Origin of the sequence: Nostoc sp., assembly GCF_036917675.1 — a bacterium.
Lineage (GTDB): Bacteria > Cyanobacteriota > Cyanobacteriia > Cyanobacteriales > Nostocaceae > Nostoc.
The window spans coordinates 96,083-117,080 of sequence record NZ_JBALCT010000061.1 but is presented as its reverse complement, the minus strand read 5'-3'; the positions used below and the strand labels follow the sequence as shown (position 1 = coordinate 117,080).

At 39.7% G+C, this 20,998-nt stretch carries 14 protein-coding genes; 4 read left to right on the top strand and 10 right to left on the bottom strand.

Annotated elements, in window-relative coordinates; genetic code table 11:
* Positions 1 to 15: 15 nt before the first annotated feature.
* Together V7K31_RS23330 and V7K31_RS23325 are read right to left on the bottom strand one after the other, a co-directional pair.
* Complete coding sequence (locus V7K31_RS23330) at positions 16 to 1,005, bottom strand: hypothetical protein (protein ID WP_335097170.1); 990 nt, start codon at positions 1,003 to 1,005, stop codon at positions 16 to 18.
* The gene (locus tag V7K31_RS23325) at positions 974 to 1,834 is read right to left on the bottom strand and encodes a hypothetical protein (protein ID WP_335097168.1); all 861 of its coding nucleotides are present in this window, start codon (positions 1,832 to 1,834) and stop codon (positions 974 to 976) included. Before V7K31_RS23325 ends, V7K31_RS23330 begins: the two co-directional genes overlap by 32 nt.
* Before the next feature lie 531 nt (positions 1,835 to 2,365).
* On the opposite strand from V7K31_RS23325, the gene V7K31_RS23320 reads away from it, so the two are divergent.
* The 3 genes from V7K31_RS23320 to V7K31_RS23310 all read left to right on the top strand — a co-directional run bounded on the left by V7K31_RS23320 (position 2,366) and on the right by V7K31_RS23310 (position 8,893).
* Positions 2,366 to 3,289 carry a pentapeptide repeat-containing protein gene (locus tag V7K31_RS23320; protein WP_335097166.1) on the top strand — a complete coding sequence of 308 codons (924 nt, stop codon included), beginning with the start codon at positions 2,366 to 2,368 and terminating at the stop codon, positions 3,287 to 3,289.
* 52 nt (positions 3,290 to 3,341) lie between these two features.
* Positions 3,342 to 4,697, top strand: a complete 1,356-nt coding sequence (locus V7K31_RS23315) for an AAA-like domain-containing protein (protein ID WP_335097164.1) — start codon at positions 3,342 to 3,344, stop codon at positions 4,695 to 4,697.
* Positions 4,698 to 4,807: 110 nt separating this feature from the next.
* Positions 4,808 to 8,893 (top strand): two-partner secretion domain-containing protein, encoded by a 4,086-nt coding sequence (locus V7K31_RS23310; protein WP_335097163.1) that lies wholly within the window; start codon positions 4,808 to 4,810, stop codon positions 8,891 to 8,893.
* A 213-nt stretch (positions 8,894 to 9,106) separates the two neighbouring features.
* On the opposite strand, the gene V7K31_RS23305 is transcribed toward V7K31_RS23310, so the two are convergent.
* The 8 genes from V7K31_RS23305 to V7K31_RS23270 all read right to left on the bottom strand — a co-directional run bounded on the left by V7K31_RS23305 (position 9,107) and on the right by V7K31_RS23270 (position 18,492).
* Positions 9,107 to 9,898 (bottom strand): hypothetical protein, encoded by a 792-nt coding sequence (locus tag V7K31_RS23305; protein WP_335097161.1) that lies wholly within the window; start codon positions 9,896 to 9,898, stop codon positions 9,107 to 9,109.
* A 111-nt stretch (positions 9,899 to 10,009) separates the two neighbouring features.
* Positions 10,010 to 11,878: a hypothetical protein gene (locus tag V7K31_RS23300; RefSeq protein ID WP_335097160.1), complete on the bottom strand. Its 1,869-nt coding sequence runs from the start codon at positions 11,876 to 11,878 to the stop codon at positions 10,010 to 10,012.
* Positions 11,879 to 12,093: 215 nt separating this feature from the next.
* On the bottom strand, positions 12,094 to 13,731 hold the full coding sequence (locus V7K31_RS23295; protein ID WP_335097158.1) for a mechanosensitive ion channel family protein: 1,638 nt from the start codon (positions 13,729 to 13,731) through the stop codon (positions 12,094 to 12,096).
* 87 nt (positions 13,732 to 13,818) lie between these two features.
* Entirely contained in the window at positions 13,819 to 14,166 is a 348-nt protein-coding gene (locus V7K31_RS23290) for a slr1659 superfamily regulator (RefSeq protein ID WP_335097157.1), read from the bottom strand.
* 58 nt (positions 14,167 to 14,224) lie between these two features.
* Positions 14,225 to 14,812, bottom strand: coding sequence for a DUF6272 family protein (locus tag V7K31_RS23285; protein ID WP_335097156.1), 588 nt, complete (start codon positions 14,810 to 14,812; stop codon positions 14,225 to 14,227).
* A 240-nt stretch (positions 14,813 to 15,052) separates the two neighbouring features.
* Positions 15,053 to 16,321 (bottom strand): PP2C family protein-serine/threonine phosphatase, encoded by a 1,269-nt coding sequence (locus tag V7K31_RS23280; protein ID WP_335097154.1) that lies wholly within the window; start codon positions 16,319 to 16,321, stop codon positions 15,053 to 15,055.
* On the bottom strand, positions 16,322 to 16,702 hold the full coding sequence (locus tag V7K31_RS23275; RefSeq protein WP_335097152.1) for a diguanylate cyclase: 381 nt from the start codon (positions 16,700 to 16,702) through the stop codon (positions 16,322 to 16,324).
* Between the two features lie 80 nt (positions 16,703 to 16,782).
* Entirely contained in the window at positions 16,783 to 18,492 is a 1,710-nt protein-coding gene (locus V7K31_RS23270) for an urea transporter (protein WP_335097151.1), read from the bottom strand.
* Positions 18,493 to 19,897: 1,405 nt separating this feature from the next.
* Between V7K31_RS23270 and V7K31_RS23265 the strand changes: the two genes are divergently transcribed.
* Positions 19,898 to 20,893, top strand: a complete 996-nt coding sequence (locus V7K31_RS23265) for a nucleoside hydrolase (RefSeq protein ID WP_335097149.1) — start codon at positions 19,898 to 19,900, stop codon at positions 20,891 to 20,893.
* Positions 20,894 to 20,998 lie beyond the last annotated feature (105 nt).

Below are 20,998 nucleotides of genomic sequence, written 5' to 3'. Positions count from 1 at the left end.
TAATTTTTCTTGGTGTTAATGACTCACTGTCCCCAAATGCTGCAAGGATTTAAGTCTGCTGTTCAAAGTTAGTTGTACAGGATCAATAATTTCCAATTTTGATAAGAACCCCTTCACTTGCTTAGAAGAGTTAGTTTTCAACCATTCCAGCAAGTAGGGAATTTCGCTACATCCAGCGATGATACAGTCAACAGTAGGCTGGAGCTTGAGTAGCTCAGTAAAAAAAAGTTCACCGACTTGACAGGCGAAATTGTAGTCAGATGTTTTTACTCCTTGATAAATAGATTGCATTAATATTGATTGCAACTCATCGTTAGGTTCTAAATAAACAATGCCCACTTCAAGAAGTGGTCGAGAGTAAACACACCCTAGCCGCGTTGCTGTAGTACATAGAATTAAAGGCTGATAAAAGTTTTGTTGTTGCAAGTGCTGTATTGTAGTGTCAATCAAAGAGATCCATTGCAGTCTGAAAAAAATCTTTGAATAATCAAGCAGGAGTTGCTGCATCACTTCAGGTAAGAAATAATGAGCGCCATTGCACAGAACGATCAACTCAACAGGTTCAATACTAGAGCAAATATACTGCATCGCTTCTCGGATAGCGATCGCCAGCATCACTACCAAATCTGGCTCTTGAGATGTACCAATTTGAGTCTTTTGTTGAATGGCCGTAGTCCGATTAGGCAGTGAACAAGCTTGAAACAGAAGAATTTCCCTACTGTTCTGGAACATCTGACAGGCTACCTCAAAAGCTCCCAAACCTGCTAAAGGCCCCATTCCGCCCAATAGTAGTAAAGGAGGCGCTTGAGTCTGTTTTGGTCTGAGCACAATCACTTCAGTGGGGTAACTTTGATCCTCAACAGCTTCTGAGCGTAGCTTTTTGTTTTGAGCGATCGCATACAGATGTCGTCGAAAATCTAAAGTTGCAGTAATAGCTTGTTGAGCATTGTCAAAAAAATGTTGAGCTTGAGGTTTAAGACACGGATAGCAGATGTTTTGCTGCATTTATTTCTTGTCTCATCTCTATAGTTAATGCTTGCATTACAGCACCTAACCGAGTCAGGTACTCCTTAAACAAAAGTTTTGCCTGTGTATAGTCAATTGAAGTATTAGTAGCTTTGCTATATTCATTCAAGGCTTTGACAACTACTTGAAAGTGAGCCACTTCCGTTTCATCTGCAACATGAACACTGATATAGAACAGAGCTTTCTTTTTTTCTTCAGGGGAAAAGTGGTAATATTTGTCAATTAATTCTGAAAAAGCAAATAAGGCTCGCGTATACTCACCGTGGTTATAAATTTCTGAAAACATATTTGTGAGTAACCCTTTGGAAATATCATCTACCACCATGTTATGATATATCCATTTCTGAAAATCACGCGCTTGTGGTAAACAGTATTCATCTAATTGCCAAGTGTAATTTCCTAAAAAGCTGTTAGCCAAATCTTCATAGAGTGCAGCGTGAGTTACACCTTCATAGTCTAATCCCAAATCTTCGTGACTAGTTTCAGCATTGAAAGCGCTAGCTAAAAATAATTGTTCCCGTTCTTGAGTATCTCTGCTTAAAGCAAGACGTTGTAAACGGCAAGATAGCCCATATATAGCTAACATTTTCAAGTGTGTAGCTTTCCAGGAATAAAAGAATGTGGCTAGCATTTTGCTTGACCAGCAATGGGTAGGTAACAGCTCAAAAAAGTTTTCACAATGTTGTAGTGATTCACTTGCTTCCAAGAAACTCTGACTCAAAGCCTGTTTCAACTTTTCGTCAGAAACCATTTCGATAATACTGCTAACCGTACTGATAATGCTAGATGTTGACGCGATCGTAGACATATGATGTTAAAGGCTCCCTTTGCACCAGGAGAAACTGGAACAATCTTTTCCAAGCTAATGTTAAGCATATCAGGTTGTCAACAACAGAATCCGTTATTAAAATTCATATTTGCAGAGGGTTACAAATTTTTATGTAAAGCAATAAAAACTAAAACAGTAAATATGATTTTTTTAGATAACTTTTGCAAATACCCTGGCTCTAACAGTCTATTAAAGCATTTTCATTTGAAATCAAACAAGTACATAAATGTCATATCTTTTTCTCTGCTGCGAGATATTTTTAGTTGCTGTTTCACAAATTATTTTTTTTGTCAATATATAATTATTATAAATTTGAATATATAATATAATATATATTATTGTTATACATATATTGTATAGTTTGTCAAAAAATATAATTCATATGTTTAGTTAAGCTGCATTAATTTTGATGACAGAAAATTAAATATAAATTATTAATTAAATATTGCTATATGGGATGACAATTCCTTGTAAGCGGTAGATGATTGTTAATCAAATTTGCCTAAAACAATGATTGCCCAAGAAATTCTCAAACGCTATGCAGCGAAGGAAAGAGATTTTCAACACCTGAATTTAAGCCAGATTTCTTTACAGGATGTTGATTTCAGTGATGTTGATTTTAGCTATGCTAACCTCAGTAGTGCCAATCTCAGTGAGGCTAACTTAAGTTGTGCCACGCTGGTTTGGACAGACTTAAATCGAGCAGACCTCCAAAAAGCCAATTTGCAAAACGCAAATCTATTAAATGTGAGTTTATTGTGGGCAAACTTGAGTCACGCTACTCTAACTAGAGCGAACTTAAGCGGTGCCCACTTAAATTATGCTAGGCTTGATTCTGTCTGCTTACGAGAGGCAAATTTGACAGATACTGATTTAGAAAATGCTTGTTTGACTCAAGTAGACTTAACTGGGGCAAATTTGTTTAAAGCAAGTCTCAAAGCCACAGATTGCACTGGCGCTAAGTTTGATGATGCCAATCTTCGCCAATCCAACTGGGAAGGGGCGATTTTATGTGCTGCTTCTTTACAACGAGTTGATTTAGAAGGAGCGCAATTACAGGATACTATTTTAAAGGCAGCCGACTTAACTCAATCAGATTTAATTAAAGCGGACTTGAGTAGTGCAGATTTGAGTGATGCAATTTTACGTCAAGCTGCCTTGGAGTTAGCCTGTTTATTTAATGCAGACTTGAGTCGTGCTGATTTAAAGTTAGCTTCTTTATTTAACGTCAACTTAGAGGAGGCGGTTCTAAATGGAGCAAATTTGAGTGATAGTGATTTAAGACATGCAAATTTTACAAATACCCAATTAAACGAGGTAAATTTTTCCGGTTCTCGCGTTAAGGGAGCGCTATTTACTGATGCTATTGGGTTAACTCTTCAACAAAAGCAATGGTTGAGGAAAAATGGAGCATTGAATATTTCTGATTTGTAGAATAATAGCAAAAGAAAATTCCGCTTTAAACATATTTAAGTTTTGAAGAGAGATGAGGAGTATAGAACAAATTATCGAATGTACTGAAACATTAATTAATAATAAGACAGGAAAATCACTCTCATTTATTCAAAAAGCTGTCTTGTCAACATCTCTATTGGAAACAAAAAAAAGTTACGGACAAATTGCTACAGAAAATAACTACTCTGAGAACTATATTAGGCAATTAGTTGCTCCTAAATTATGGCAACTACTTTCTACTACTCTTGGCGAGAAAGTTAATCGAACTAATTGTCGTGCTGTGCTAGAGCAGCGATTAGACAATTCATCTTTACAAATATCTCAGCCTATACAAATGCGGCAAAAGATAAATTTAGAACCTCCAGAAGGACAAGTTCCGCTTTCTTCTACCTTGTATATTGAACGGAACGTAGAACAAGTTTGTTATCAAGCAATTCTTCAACCTCGTGCGTTTATTCATATTAAAGCACCGCGAAAGATGGGGAAAACTTCGTTAATGACCAGAATCCTTGCTTATAGTAGTTTGTGTAATTATCATACTGTCAGGTTAAGTTTGTATTGCGCTGAAACAGAAGTTTTTAGCTCATTAGAAAAATTTTTACGCTGGTTCTGTACCAATATTACCTATCAGTTAGGAATCAAGTCAAAGCTAGAAGAATATTGGGATGAAGACATGGGAGATTTGATGAACTGTACTATTTATTTTCAAGGATATATATTACAGGAAATTTCTACTCCCATTATCTTAGCATTAGATGAAGTTAATAAGTTGTTTGAATATCCGCAATTGACTTGTGATTTTCTGGGGCTATTGCGCTCGTGGTATGAAGAAACTAGAGATATATCAAATTGGCAGAATTTACGAATGTTAATTGTTAGATCCACTGATATTTATATTAGTTTAGATATCAATAAATCTCCTTTTAATGTCGGATTAGCAATTGAATTACCTTCTTTTACAAGATTGCAGGTAGAAGATTTAGCACAACGTCACGGCCTTCAACTTCCAGCTATGCAATTGGAACAAATAATGGCACTTACAGGAGGATTTCCTTACTTGGTGCGACTGGCGTTTTATCATAGCGTTCAACATCAAATTCCTGTGGACGATATACTACAAGATGCCACAAATGATACTGGAATTTTTAGCGAGCATTTGCACAATCAGTTACACTCTCTTCTGCAAAGTCCCGATTTAGTTAATGGTTTTCAACAGGTTATCAACTCAACTGCACCGATTACCTTAGAGCAAGAAGTAGCATTTAAGTTAAAAAGTTTGGGGCTAATATATCTACAAGGGAAAAGTGCAACAGTTAGTTGTGGTTTATGTAAAGAGTATTTTAGTGATTATTTTACTACTAATACAACAGTTCTAAATTATCCGTAATCAATAATAACCTGACTTCTTTGAAAAGTTGGGGTTCTGTTGCTTTCAAATAAAAAACAAGTGAACTCATGTTTAAGTCAATAAACATACGTAAACAATACTCTCAGTACTTGAAAATATACACAATATTATTTACTTATTTTTTTACCTGCTTTCACCCAGCTAACGCTCAAATAATACCTGATAACACTTTAAGAACCGAAAAATCTATCATTAGCCCTCAAAATATTCGTGAATTAATTGGTGGAGGTGCAATTCGCGGTGGTAATCTTTTCCATAGTTTTCAGGAATTTAATGTTAATCAGGGACAGCAGGTTTATTTTGCTAATCCGGCAGGTATTAGTAACATCCTCACTCGCGTTACAGGAAATCATATATCTAAGATTTTCGGGACATTAGGTGTAGATGGTGCTGCAAATTTATTTTTGATTAATCCGAATGGGATTATTTTTGGTAAAAATGCCCGATTAGATATTGCAGGTTCTTTTACAGCTAGTACTGCAAATGAAATTAAGTTAGGAACAAATGGTTTATTTAGTGCTACTGAACCTCAAAAAAGTGATTTATTAACAATTCAGCCAACAGCTTTATTTTCTAATGCCCTACACCAACCGCAGGCAGAAATTAACAATCAGGGTAATTTAAAAATAGGTACTGGGCAAACTCTGACTTTACAGGGAGATATTATTACTAGTAATGGTTCCTTGATTGTACCAGGGGGAACAGTGCAGCTTTTAGGTAATCAAGTAAACTTATTAAATGATGCCAAAATTAATACTGATGCTGTTAACAATGGCAATGGCGGCACTGTAATTATTAAAGCAAACGATTTGACTCATTTTGCGGGTAATATTAGCGCCCGTGGTGGTGACAATGGGAATGGTGGGTTTGTAGAAGTATCAGGTGGCAGGGTGGAATTTGCTGGTACTGTCGATACTAGTGCTGCAAATGGTTTTGGTACATTACTGCTTGACCCGAAAGATATTTTTATTCAACCAGGGGGTACTGTTAGCGGTCAAAGTTTAAGCCAAGCGTTAGCGCTGAATAATGTTAGTTTACAGGCTAATAATGATATTACTGTTGATGATGATATCACTGGCATTAGGGCAAATAATCTTAACTTAGAAGCGGGGCGATCGCTCACCATCAATCCCAACCGCAGTATCATTCTCAATGGTGGTAATTTTAACGCTAAGATTAACGATGAAAATGCGATCGCTACCGAAAGAGATTCTGGAGTGGCGCAGTTTCTCATGAACCCAGGTTCTCAAATCCTCACCAATGGCGGGAATGCAACTATTACATCAGGAAAGTTTGGCCAAACCAGTCAAATTAATACTACCGATGCATCTATCATTTCTGCGAAAAGTAGCGGCAATGGTGGCGACATTACCCTAAACGTCATCAATGATATTACCACTGGTAATTTAATTAGTGGGTTTTTCAACATAGCCAATATCACTGACTCAATTAATAGCGGTGATATTACTATCAACAGCACCGCAGGTGGAATTACCACTACCAATTATGTATTAGCTAATGCCCAACAGCAAGCAGGAGACATTTCATTACTAGCCACAGGTAATCTCAGCCTCAATGCCGGAGGTAACTTTCCTCGTTCGGGTAATATCGCTTCTATTGGAGACACACCAGGAAAAATTACATTTACTAGTGGTGATATTCTCTCTGGTAAAAATATTCGCATCGTCAATGCAAACTTAGGTGCTGATAAAGGCAATGATATTACCCTCACCGCCCGCTCAATCTTTCTAGACACTACATCTATTTTCGCTTTGGCTAGGGGTAAAGGTAGAGGGGGAAATATGATTCTCAATGCTACAGATGATGTAGTCATGCGGACAAGCGATATTGGTACAAATTCTGATGCGGCGTTGGCTGTAAATCTGCCTACTGGTGCTAGCGGCGATGCTGGAGATTTTACTCTCAATGCTCGTCGGTTGAGCATTAGCCAAGATCCAACAGCTTTCTTTCCATTTAAAGCAACTACCATAAGTACTGGAACTGACGCAAATACTACGGGTAATGCCGGGAACTTAACAATTAATGCTTCAGAATCGGTAGAAGTTATCGGTCGTCAACCCACAACCCCAATACTTACCCCTAGCCAATTGGTGAGCCAACTTCTACAAGGAACAGGAGTAGGTATAAGCACAAATGCTTTCGGGAGTGGCAACGCTGGCAAACTGAGGGTTAATACTGGGCGCTTAGTGCTTCGAGATGCAGGTGGAATTAGCACCTTCCCAGTCTCAGGCAATGGCGGAGATTTAACAATTAATGCTACAGAAATATTGTTGCAGAATTTTGCCGGGATTGAAACAGCAACTGTTGGTTCAGGGCAAGCTGGGGATTTGACAATTAATGCTGATAATGTAACGCTCACTAATAGGTCGATAATCAATGCAACGGCGCTAGCTGGTACGGGCAATGCAGGCAACTTAACTTTATCAGTTAAACAACTAAATGTCCGTGATGGTTCCATCGTTTCCTCAGCAACCACAGGTGAGGGGAATGCAGCAACATTAAATCTCAATGCTACCGACAAAGTAGAAGTGGTGGGGAATTTTGCAGATAACAGCAGTTTTCCCACTAGCATCGCAACAGCTTCATTGAGTCCGATTGGTAATGCTGGTCCTTTGAATATTACGACTGGAAAGTTAATTGTTGACCAAGGGGGAGAGATTACCACGGCTACCGTTGGTCAAGGCAACGGTGCACCCATTACAATTAATACCCACACACTGCAATTAAATAACGGTAGGATTAACGCTTCCACAGTTGGTGCTGGTAACGGGGGTAATATCACTATCAACGCCAGCGAATCTGTAGAAGTTGCTGGGAATGGATTTGCAGACTTGCAAGATAAAATTATCAATCCAGCTTATGCGCGTACTCTCAGCCTTGCTAACTTTGACCAGGGAATCGTTGCTGTGAGTGCAGGCCAAGGTAAAGCCGGAAATGTTGTGATTCAAACCCCGAATTTTCTTACTCGCAATAGTGGAATAATTGCTACAACTGCTTTGGGTCAAGGACAAGGGGGAAATATTACCCTTGATAGCAGTAATACCTTGGAGTTAGATAACTCTTTTATTGGTACGGGAACATTAACCAATGCCGAATCTGGCAATGTTAACTTAACAGCGCGTCAACTTACAGCCAAAGGCGGCGCACAAGTATTTACTACTACCTTTGGTTCTGGAAAAGCTGGGGATTTAACAGTTAATGCTTTAGAATCCATTGATTTAATTGACCCCTCCCAGCAGGGTTTTGGCTCAGGCTTATTTGCTTCTTCGGCTCAAACTGCTTCAGGAAACGGGGGAGACATTAATATTAATATTCCCAATGGTGACTTAAATATTGGCGATCGCGCAACCATTTCTGTCAGCGCTTTAGGAACAGGCAATGCTGGAGATATCAATATTGATGCCCGTGCAATTTCCCTCAATCAAGGTTCTATCACTTCTACCAGTGTTTCTGGACAAGGAGGTAACATCAACCTTAAAGTTGCTAATAACTTACTTTTGCGAAATAATAGTCAAATTTCCACCCGTGCGGGAACAGAAAATAGTGGCGGTGGTAATGGTGGCAATATCAATATTAATAGTAAATTTATTCTTGCTGTCCCCTCAGAAAACAGCGACATCACCGCTAATGCTTTTGCAGGAAATGGTGGAGATATCGACATTACCACTCAAGATATTTTTGGCTTACAAGTTAATGACAAACTAACTCTAAATAGTGATATCACCGCCAGTTCTCAATTAGGCATCAACGGCATTGTTAATATTAATACTCCAGATATTGACCCCTCTAGAGGATTAACTCAATTGCCTTCTGTGCCTACTAACCCGGCAAATCAAATTGTGGCAGGTTGTCCCAGCAACGAAGAGGCGAATTTTGTGATTAGCGGACGCGGAGGATTACCAGAAGACCCCCGGCAAGTATTGCATGGTCAGGTAGTTTTGCAAGATATGCGAATTGGTGCAGAGAGTTTTTCAGATAAATCAGGGCAAATCAGCAATAGAAAAGTAGCAGATGCAAAAGAGCAACCACCACTACTAGAAGCTACTGGATGGATGATTAATCAACGAGGACAGATAGAATTAGTGGCTAATACTAGCCAAGTACAACCCGATGGTGGGAGAAATAAAAGTGATTGTGGGAATTTATCGAATTGATTTGTTTGATATCTTGCACTAAGCGACTGGAAGTCTCGCGCTACTTTCTTCAAGTCCGGGCATTTCTCCAAAATTGGAGAGTTTGCCAAGTTGATTATTTTTACCTATACTATTTGGAAATGCAAATTGATTTGTCATGCTTTAACCTTTACTAAATATGAAAATTCCGTCACTTTAACGTACTGCATTGTAATTAGCTGATAAATCCAGTTGCTATATAGATGTTTGAGGTTCGCTACTCTCCAACAGCCTCATGTTTAGTTGGTCGCGCGATCGCTTTAAAACTGACAAATCAACATCTACACTGGACTTGCCGTGATACTCAAAAGGATTGTCGAGATCGTAGATGAGGAGCAACAAATATATAAATGATGAGAATAGTAAGCCTGAAACAATCAAACTCATATAAAGATCGTCAGCACGCGTCATTAACAAAGCCAAGCTTGAGGCAACTACCAAAATTTGCAGCAACGCATAGGCTGGTGCTAAGAAATCGGTATCACGAATGCTCTCAATTCGCGCAACCAGAAGACGAATTTTTGCCTGTTCAGCTTGCAAGCGAGTTATCAAAGGAGGTTCGCAAAACTCCGATAAGGGAACCAGTGAGCGATTAAGTTGCGTAATTGCATTCTCAGCTCTGACAAATGGCTTATCTTGTTCTAAACAAAGTAATACAGATTTGAGGATCTCAATTAACTCTGCCGTCAGTGGACTTGGATCGTAATTGGGCTTACGAGCTGCTATGAACAAATTTGTGTCTTGAATTGTTTCAACTGCATTCGCAATCTGATTTGGCATATCTTCACTGGCACGATAATCATTCAGTGTTCCACTCAGCATAAACGCCAAGATGAATGTTGCTGCTGCTAACAAAGAACCCATTTGACTATCGAACTTGCCAATTTCCCATTGCATCAAATGAGTTATCCATTTCGCTAAACAGAATAGTGCTGTCAGGGGAAGAACTTTGAGTAAGATTCCCCACCTTCCAAGATTAATAGTCATTGGATTTTTCCTTTACAGATTTGTAAACCTTATTCTTGTGATTAAGCAGAAATTTGTGCTATTCACCAAATAAGGCAAAAGACAGATGAATTCAGTATTGATTTTGAATTTTTAATTGTTAATCAACTGACTTAGCTGACGGTAACAGGGAATAAAGTATTGCGCGATCGCATCGTCAACTTGCCAGAACTCTTCATAACTATCGCCACTGCAATAGCACCCCATGAATAAAAGCAACAAGGTTTGGAATGGAACATCAGCTAGAGTATGTAAGCTAATGTCAGTAAACAGAGTATTGATCACGTTTTGCAGGTGAACCAAATTAGCAATTACATCGGCATAGATGCTGGTATTGCCTGTGATTGTGGGCAAGCAAGTCAGCCAATACTCCTCGAAGAAAATTTGGTAAAGTTGGGCGATCGCTTGCTTCAAACTGACTCGCGCCTCTAGTGACTGGATAGACTCTCCCAACCTGCCCCACTCTGCCAGCAACTCTTGTTCTAAGATTGATTCTTCAAAACTCGACAGCTTGACATCTAGCAACGGTTGCAGTACTCGCAAAAATAAAAAGTCTAAATCTGCAAATGCAAAATCCAGTTTCGTCGGGTTTTCTTTTAATGAGGAGGAACATGGAAGTTGTTCGCTCAATTCCGGGCGATCCCAGATGAATTTGAACTCTGCTACATCTGCAACCATTTCACCGATTAAATGGGTAAACATTAGCCCCAAGCGTTGCCGTACCTCTCCTTGAAAAAACAGCCTTGCCCGTTCTGGATCGACGGACACTTGTTCTCCCTGGCGCTGAAAAATTTCCCGGCAGGTCAACGGGCCATAGTCGGTATAGGCAGTTTCAGCCGGTCGTAGTGGATCGCTACAACTTGCCAATATCTGATAGTCGCCCCGAAACTGAGTCAGTATAGACTGCCAGTTATGTCCCCAGATATCATGCAGCAAATATTTTTCAGCATCTTTCGTAGGCAGAATACTCGCTGAATGACTGAGGGTTTGGAGAATTTGCGGTTGGCTTAAATTAGTTGCTTGAGCTAAACGAGCGCTCCAAGCAGCATCAATACTTGCCGGATCGCTAAAGCTAAACGAGGGGAAGTGACGGAATTGTTCAAACTTAAAGTTACTCAAGGATTCTAAAAACTGTTGGATTCGTTCGCGTTCAATTTCTGATAGCTGTTCCCACAAAGCTGAATCACGCAGTTGATTGTCAGAATAATCAATACAAAAGTAAATCTGAGTTTCTGTGAACACAACTGCGATCGCCTCAACTGGAATCGGAATATCTCCAAACAAATGTTGAAATAAAACTAGTGGTGCACCAGGCGGCGCACTTTTTAAGTTAGGTAGTAAACCAACATTCGTCAGGGCTGCCTGAACAATCTGCTTTTGCTCAAGGACTTTACGATCAACCGTCTGCAACAGTGTCGTCATTTGTTCTTGAACTTCAGTTGTTAACTGAAACTGTTGGCAGAGTTGAGGAATGGCAAATGTGAATGACTCAGCTGGTGTTGCTTCAACTTTGTACTGACTTAATGTGATAGATGATACAGTTCCCTGCCAAACTGCACCCCCCACCTCGTAGTAGTGCTTGAGTAAGGCGATCGCTTCAGCAAACGCTTGACGGACATTGACTGGGATAGTTTCTACTGGACAATCCTCACGACAAATTGGATGGGCAAATCCTTGTAATGTTGCTTGTAATTCATAAAGCCGTTGTTGCCATCGTTGTTGTGAATGAACATCCCCACTACCATTTGTGAGATGACGAGCGACTTGGAAAGCCTCAGCCATCAAAGTGCGCTGTGCAGCATTAAGCGTTGGTTTGGGTTCAAAGTTAGAGGTAATCATGGTGGAAGTGTGAATTATATCTAATGTGAATTGAGAGTTGAAAACTTGAGAATTTATACCAATTCGTAATTCACAATTACGGAAGTCAGATTTCAGAGAATTGATATTATTTGATTCTTTCAAAACTAAAGTTTTGTCCAAACCTGAAAACTTTATATGAAGCGTTGCTCAATCAAGTGATGAGATTTTATGCATTAAAATCTCAAACTTATTGTTCTTTCTGGGTGAGGCAAATCATACCGCCACTATGCAACGCTGATTTCTTAATTTACATTGGGTGTGAATTATAAGTTATACCAACTCTCTAAAATCCGATTTTCTTAATTACGAATTACGAATTACGAATTAGTATTTTCGCCTTGGACAGTGATAGTTGCGTTTGATTCTATTACTTCGGTGGCGGTGTGCTTGAGGTATCGCACAACCTCTTCATAAATCTGGCTGCTGACGCGATCGCCTCGACGACCGTTTTCTAGCCTAATATCATCAACAAAGAAATTCAGGTTGAACTGAACGTAAGTTATCGCGTCACTATTTTCGATTCCTTTGATTAAAATTTGTGGCTCCTGCCACTTTTGTCGGGGTTCTTTAAACCGTTCTCGTAACCATCGGTTCAGTTCCATTACATAGTCATCTAATCGCGTTTCTTCACTTTGAGGATTAGAAATTTTTTGGTACAAACGCTGCACTCTCCGCTTTAACAAATTGATTTTGCGTTCCCATTCTTCAGTGATAATGCTGCTATCATTATCTAAAAGATGAAAATCCCGAATGTAAATGCGATACCAATTTCGGATCAGTTCAATCAAGCTATCTTGAGAACGATTTTCTTTAAGTGTAAAAACTGAACGATTGCGGTAGATTTCGGTGACAATTTCTAAACCGATCGCACTTAAAATTTCTCGATATTCTTGTTGCACATTCTCAATTTCTTCCTTGGTCATGCCACCTTTTTCAGCAAACTGCAAGGTGACGACAAGTGCCTCAAGTGCAGGTGTAATTTCTTCTAGTTTAAAATTCACTTCCTGTTCGGCAAGCAGACGCAATTTACCAATCTTCTGTTGGTTTTCTAATCCTTCTAACTGATAGTAGCAGTCAATCTGTGCTAATTTCTGGTCAATGTCGCCTAGAGTATCAGGATGAGCTTGGATAACCTCTACCATCACATATTTTACTTCTTCAACATTCAGTGCGATCGGCAGTTTCATGTCGGTAGAGTAATGATAGTACGAGGTCGGACGGCTGAGATTTGTAATATTTTGACTTTGCAGTGTGCTATTGGGAATGTAAATATCACAATGCTTAGATGGTATATAAAGTTGAGTTACTCGCACCCCAATTTTTTGCAGCATGGCAATGGAGCCATTCTCAAGCAGCAACACATCGCCAAACTGAAAGGGAGTATCAATCAGTAATACAACTCCACTAAAAAAGTTAGCTAAAATTCCCTGAGCTGCAAAGCCAATTACAAAAGTTGCTCCACCCAAAGCCACCCAAATTCCTGTTAAATCCACACCCAAGGATTTCAACACAAAAACAGTGGCTAGGGTGAAAACGATCGCGGGAACAACTGCTTCTAGCAGGGGCAAAAGCACATCATCCCACATGGATTCAGTTTCCTGGGTATACCCCCGCAGATAATAAATGAAAACCTGAGTAAAGAGTTGAACCAGCCAGTAACTAATCGAGATAATTAAACCAGCTGCCAATAAATTTTCAATGCCGTCAATTAGCTTTACGGAGGGCAACTGATGGAAGGTAAATTTAAGAATACCTAAAATAAAAACCGCGAGAACCGGATACGCAGATACATTCAGCGTCACCAGAGCAATGTCTCGTTCAAATTTACGAAAGATTGAACGCAGAATATAAAATAAAATGATGTAGAGGAGTATTGTACCGACGATCGTCAGCACTAAGCTACTCAGAAAAAAACTCCAGGTATTGGTTTGAAATGGTAAAAGTTCTTTGAGCATTATTTTTAAGTCCATTTACCAACGATGTATGGCAAAGACAGCATTGGCTTTGACTATGTGCAGTGGTGCAAGGATGGGGTGTAAACTCTACTGAATATCTAGTTTGAGTCCGGGTAGCAGTTTCTCCAAGTTCTTCAGAGATTTCCCTTGCCAGGGCATATCATTTGACCCCAGCACGACTAACTGAATGCCTTTCTTCTTCCGTACACTCAGTACAAATTTGGACAACATACTAATGCCAGAACTATTTAGAAATCCCAGATTTCTTAGATCCAGAGTCATCGTATTTGGTTCGGTGTCTACCACTTTATTTAAGAGATCGGCAATCGGAGCGTACTCCGCAGGACCACCTAAACTGAGTTCCCCTTGGAAGTGAATCGTTGAAGTGTCAGGTTCAACGTGTACGGTGTAGTCTTCGCCTTTAACGTCTTGCATTGCAACCATGTTGGATTATTTTCATTAACAGTTGGAACATCATTATTAAGAACAAACTCTAGATTGGCAAAAGTGCCATTGCCGTGACCGTGGTAATATTGGGCTTTTCTTGAACCGTATCGAACTTCCAGCCTAGTCGTGCTGAGTAGTCATTAATCATGGTTAAAAACCCTAAACCGGATGCTTCACTATTTTCCTCTGCACTTTTTTCAACTTGCTGGATATAAAGTTCGTTGGGATCGGAAACTAGCAGTTCTTGAATAAATGCCTGAAATTTGTCAACACCTGTCGCACTCACGCTATTTGTGGCAAAAAGCACAGCTGCCATCTGCTCCTCCTCTACAAAATGAATCCCAAATCTCACCTTAAATTGAGTGGTTGCATCATTGAATTTCATGGCGTTTTCCAACAGTTCGTTTGCCACAAAAACCACAGCAGCTTGCGTCTCTTTAAGCTGTCGTGTATGAGTTGGGTCGTCTTCATCGACTGGCAGAAAGTTGGAGAAATAATCAGCAAGAAAGTGAGCCGATAGTCGGTTGTTACGCCAGCGTTGTTTAATCGGGCGAGAATCTGGGGTAAATGTGAGTTCAAGTGAGTCGTGATTGACAGGAAATTGTTCGATGAAATCGCCAAAAATCTGTGCCATAGTTTTTCTAATTTTAGTTGTAATTGAGTTTCATCTTGATCAGGTCTAAATTGGGATTTTTTATGGGCAATTCTAACTATTACTTCGATTTCAGCGTTATAAGCTGTCGCGCCTACAAATTGCACTATTTTCATTGTCAAGAAAAGCTGCAACCCCTCTCCCTTGCTCCCTGCCCCCTGCGACCTTAATGTGCAAATTAAATGCTTAATAACTTATTAAGGGTTGACTTACTAGAGCGGGCTATTCAGCCTGTCGCTTCAACACAAGCAAGGTAATGTCATCAAACACTTTTTGCTTACCAATATGCCGTCTTACATCGGTAATAACTGCCTCCTTAATTTCCTGGGCTGACTGATACCAATGTTCACTAATTACCTCACAGAGCCGCTCTACGCCATACTGCACTTTATCTATATTCTTCGCTTCGGGAATGCCATCGGTATAGAGCACCACTCCCTCTCCAGGCTGCAACTTTAGGGTAGTGTGACTGATGAAACTGGCAATATCGTCATATAGCCCGATGGGAAAACCTAAGTCCATCGTGTCGATTCGCTCGATTTGTCCGCCGTGATGAACAATTAGCGTCTCTTCATGTTGTCCGCTGATACTCAGTTCGCCTTCAGCATAATTGAGTATTACCAGAGTCAAACTCTTTTCGGAATTCATCCGTTGCACATTTTTATAAATAGTGCGGTTGAGCGTATCTAAAAATTTTACGGGATCGCTTTCACGAATCTCTTGCAGTGTGCGAACCGCCGTTTGGGTCATGAGCATGAGCAAGCCGCTTTCGAGTCCGTGACCTGTGACATCTCCAATGCCAAGGGTAACAACACCTTCGGTGTACAGCACATCGTAGTAGTCGCCGCCCACTTCATCAGCAGGTTCCATGTATCCAGCAATGTCCAGTCCGGGGATCGCTTCAAGTTCTTCGGTTCTGGGCAGAATCATCTGTTGGATTTGGCGAGCTATATCGAGTTCTGCCCCCAAACGGAGGTTGTCTTCTTTAAGTTTTTCGTTTAATATACTAATTTCTTCATTGGCGCTTGCTAGCTGGGCATTACGTTCTCTAATTTGTTCTTCTATTCGTTTACGCTCAGTAATGTCGTGAATGGTGATTACAGCAGATTTGTCACCATTTTTGAGTTCCAAATAAGAACCAGAAATTTCTAAAACTAAAGTTCCGTTCGATTGTTCAAACTCGTATTCTGTGGTTTGGAAGTCCTGTGCCAGCACTTTGAATACCGGATGTTCATTGAATGAAATCCTTTCTTCCTGCTGAGTAAGTGGCAGTAAGTCACAAAGGCGATTTCCGAGAACTGCAATGTGAGATTGATTGACCAAGCGATCGAACGTAGCGTTACACCACTGAATCCCAGTGTCTTCTCCTGTCCAAACGATCGCTTCATCAATAGAACCAAGGGCAAGCTCCATTTTTCCTAGTGTTGCTCGTAGTTCCTTAATCACGATTTCTAAATCTCGATCTGCAAGCTCTAAGTCACGCAGTTGCATCTAAACTTCCTCCTCAACAGTTGAACTTTCATCTTCTAAAGGACGCAATTGGGCGGCGAAAAACCACTTGTCTTCAACTTTCAATGCTGTGATGTAGTGTTCAGAAAGAATAGCTTTTCCCTTTTTGTCTATGACTACTGCATTAATCGGATGATTCGCGACATGAGAGATTTCAGTCATCGAGAAGCGAGAAAATCCTAGATTATGGGAATCGTGGAAGTTAATCGCGATAATTTCAGTCAACGATTTTCCAATCAGTTCTGCACCCCAAAGATAAACATCTGAAAAAATAAGATTGATGTGAATGACAAATCCTTGATCGTCTGCGATTACAACAGGTATTCTAGTTTCTGACTTGATATCTTCAAAAGTTTTTATCAACAGACTTACCTCAAAAATTGTTAATGATTTTTCTAACGCTTTAGTTACAGCTACTTCTACATAATTGATGCGATCGCTGTTTAAATCACTAGTATCGCTTCAATAAATTGATTCCAAGTCAATAGTTGCCCTCCTGTGCGATCGCACAGAAACATAATTTCATCTTTTGTCAACGGCGATTCTCCTACACTTGCCATTGCGATATTCATTTCATTAAGGCTAATAATATTGTCTTCATCAGCATCAATTGGTAAAAAATAAGTGAGAAAATCGTTGTATTCTGCCATCAACTGACGATGGCGCAGCATTAACTCACCGAATTCTTCAAAGTCGATTGTGTTGCTGCGATCGCTGTCCATACTTGTGAATAACAGCGTGATTTCGTTATCCGACAACCCCTTTCCTGCCTGGTTTAAATGATTGGTTAATTCTTCAATACAGAGATGCCCACTATGGTCTTGGTCGATGGCATCGAAGATATAGCGCAAGTCTCCTTTAAAGGTAGAAGACGCTTGTTTAAACAGCAGTTGGCGCGGCTTGCTTTGGATCGCAGATGCAAGTTGACGGCGAAAGTTAGAAATAATCCGTTTTGCCACTAAAAACCGTTGCCGATGCTCTTCGGGACTAGCAACTGTATGCAATGCTACCGGCACAAGCGAGGGTAGCGATCGCCGTAAAATCAGAAAACAGCCAATGGTTACAATCACAAACGGCAGCGCCAGGACGGGTAATTTTAGCGGCGCAAACAAAGCTGCCAAGCCCCAACTAGCAAGCGATGCAACAAAGGCACAACCCAGAGCAATAGAAATACTGAATAAATTTGGCGTGTAAAATACTCCACCAATGGCGATCGCCGTTAGCACAGCATTGTAACCCCATAGCCCAGTATACAAATCGTCAGGAGTCACTTGTAGCAGCAAACCTGCAAGTAGGTACATTACGCATCCCAGCAAGCCAACAATCGCACTAATTGGGGTGCAGATAGCAATCCCCAAAACAATCAAAATTCCAACAACCCAGCTATTGGAAAAAAACACCTGCCCAATACTGAGCGGTAGCGACCCTGCGAGTCGCAAACCGTTAAATTGACTAGGAGAAACAGGCGGTAATGACCCAAAATCGAAGAAAGTTTGGGGTAGAAATAGCACGAGAATCACAAAACTTAGCAATGCGATATGAAATGGAATACCGAGCGGAGCTACTCGAAACTGACTAGCAAACCAGACTCCCACAGTTTCCATTAATACCGTTGACAGAGAAGCGAATACAATCACTGCAATCGCCCAATTTAGATTCCATGTGCCATTACCAAATAGTCCCAACGATGCGATCGCCGCTCCAGTGAGTAAGCCATTCAAACCGAAAATGCCATTTTGAATGTCATCCCGATTGATCTGGAAAATTTTTGCAAAGTGTTTCTGTAAAATAATTGCTGTTAATGTTGCGATCGCAGTTCCCAGCAAGCTCATTGTCCCCAACCAAGGAGCCTGAATAAACATGGCAATTAAAAATAGTAGACCGCTCACAGGGTTATTGACAAAAATCACCTGACCAATCCCGCGAAGAGTGGCGTTAATAAAATTCAATAAAGGTTGATGCATTAAGCGTTGATTGAGGGACTGCATCGTACCTAATGGCAATAAGCTTTTTGAAATCTTTAATTTTGATTCCTCTGAAGATAAAACGTGAGAAATTAACTCATGCAGAGGAGAGGGAGCGTTATTCATTTTGTCTAGATTGCCAACAAAAAATAGGCGATCGCTAAGTTTTAAGGTTTTGTTCGCACTCAAGTTTCACAACGAAAACTAATCTAAATTTCAGATATTCACAGGCATATTAACAATTTGAGTAAACAACTGCATAAATTGTTCCCTATTCACATCTAAACTAGTAAATTTTTATTCTATCGATTCATTAAAGCACCTTTATTTACAATCAAACAAGAGCATAAATGTCATATATTTAACTCTGCTCTGACGTTTATTAAGTTCCTTATACACTAACTAGTCTTTCTGTCAAGTTATAAATATCATAACTTTGACTATGTAAGAGGTTATTTCTAAATTCAATCTCGAGATGAATAATTAATTAATTAAAATTGTAATCTAAAATACTGATTAAACGGGGAATTTACATAGTAATAATTACTCTAAAGACTTATTTTATGGACTTAGCAGCGTTTTTTACCAAAAATATAAAGTTGACAATTTGACAACTTTTATACAAATGCATATAAAAATAATCTTTATAAGATTGTAAAAAAATCAGCGTTAAAAAATCAACATATGCAATGAAATACAAAATCAGCAAACAGCTTACAAATAAATGATTCTACAGCTTTTACAAAACTAAACATAGATACATTTTATCATGCCGATTTACTTATCTTCAAAGTTATAATACTTATGTATTGACAAAAAAACTAGTCTGTAAAACATTAACAAAAAATATCTGATAACAGAGAAAAATATATGACATTCATGTGCTTGTTTTGTCTCATATAAAAGTGCTTTAATAAACTGCTAAAGCAAAGGTATTTGCAAAATTGCTCTAAAAAATAATAACCGAGGTATAAAATTTTTATATTCGCTTAAGACAGTTCGAGACTCAGTTGTACTTACGAATTAACTAAAAAGATACAATAGCTTTTTCAGAAAGCAGTCCCAATGAAACAAATTTCACCGCCAAGCATGAAAGTCTGTTTCTCCCCGTGCATCCCCTGCCTCCCCTGCTCCCCCTGCTCTTTCAAGTCAGAAGGGAACCCACGTTTAAAAACGTGGGATTGAAGCAATGACGCCTTGTGTCTCGTGGCACTTTCCGCTTGCCACAAATCTTTTTATACGCTTTGGCAATAACCCACAACTAAAGTTTTATTAACACTTTTTTCCTTCTGCACTTTACCCTCTGCCTTTTTTTGTAATTAGACCCTTGAGTAAATCATCACTCTCTAGGGTTGCTTGACCAGGGCGATCACCTAATGTCAATAAAAGAATTTATTCCCAATAAGCTAAGAAATAGTGGCATTTATAACTGCTTATTGACACAACGATAGTAATTACTTTGAATTTAGAGAACTAACCCAATTCAGAGCAGTTCTATGGAGCAGCAATTAGTATAATAAATCGGCAAAAATTGCTTTTGATAATGCCCGATTAGACTTTTATACAATCATCCCTTACTTAAACAATTTTTCCAATGACAACTCAACTTACGCATCACAAAATTATTCTCGACACCGACCCAGGCGGAGATGATATCTATACCTTCCTGTGGCTTCTTAGCTTGGTAAAAAGAGGACTCGCTGAACTTGTCGCTGTTACTTCCGCAGATGGTAATGTCGCTGCCAAATGCACGTTTTCTAGTGCTAGCCAGATTTTAAATTTAGCAGGATTCCCACACATTAAAGTGGGTCGCAGTGTCCTTGCAAAAACAGAAATTATAGAAGATGCCACCCATATTCATGGGTCGGATGGGATGGGCAATCTTTCTTATACTTTACCCCCTGCCACACATAACATTGAAGACGCTCCCTACTCCGATGAACTGATTATTGAAGAGTTGAATGCTGCTCCGGGGGAAATTACCATTGTAGCGATCGCACCTCTGACCAACCTCGCGGCGGCGGAAATGAAAAGTCCTGGCATCCTGAAAAAAGCCAGGGAAATTGTGGTTATGGGGGGTGCTTTCTTCTGTCCTGGTAATGTGACTCCCCATGCTGAATTTAATATTTGGTTTAATGTTGAAGCTGCTCAGACAGTATTTGATAGCCGAGACGATATTGTTGTGCTGCCGCTAGACGTGACCCGACGCTTAATTTTCACGCGAGATATGACTGTGGCAGTCACTCAGGCAAATCCAGAGAGTAAACTTTCTCAGTTCTTGACAAATCTTTGTGAGTTTATGATTGGCACAGCCTTGAGTTATCGAGAGACAGCAGGAATTCCAGGTCTTCTTGTTCATGATGCGGCAACATTAGGATACCTGTTTTATCCAGAAACCCTGATGTTGAAAAGAGCAAAAGTCCGGGTTGAAACAAAGGGAGAGTGGACACTAGGACAAACATTGATTGATAGTCGTCCTGCTACAAAAACAGTAGCAAATGCCTGGGTGGCGTTGCAAGTAGATGAGGGCAAATTTTTTACTAGCTTCATTGAAGATTTGAAGCACCTATTCATAAGCGCCAACCTCTAAGCTTCTTTTGTAGAGTCAGCCAGTGGCAGGGATTTATTGAAGAGACTCTATATCTATTGATTGGGACATTTTCCGTTTTAGTGGGAATCGAACTATGGGTTCCTG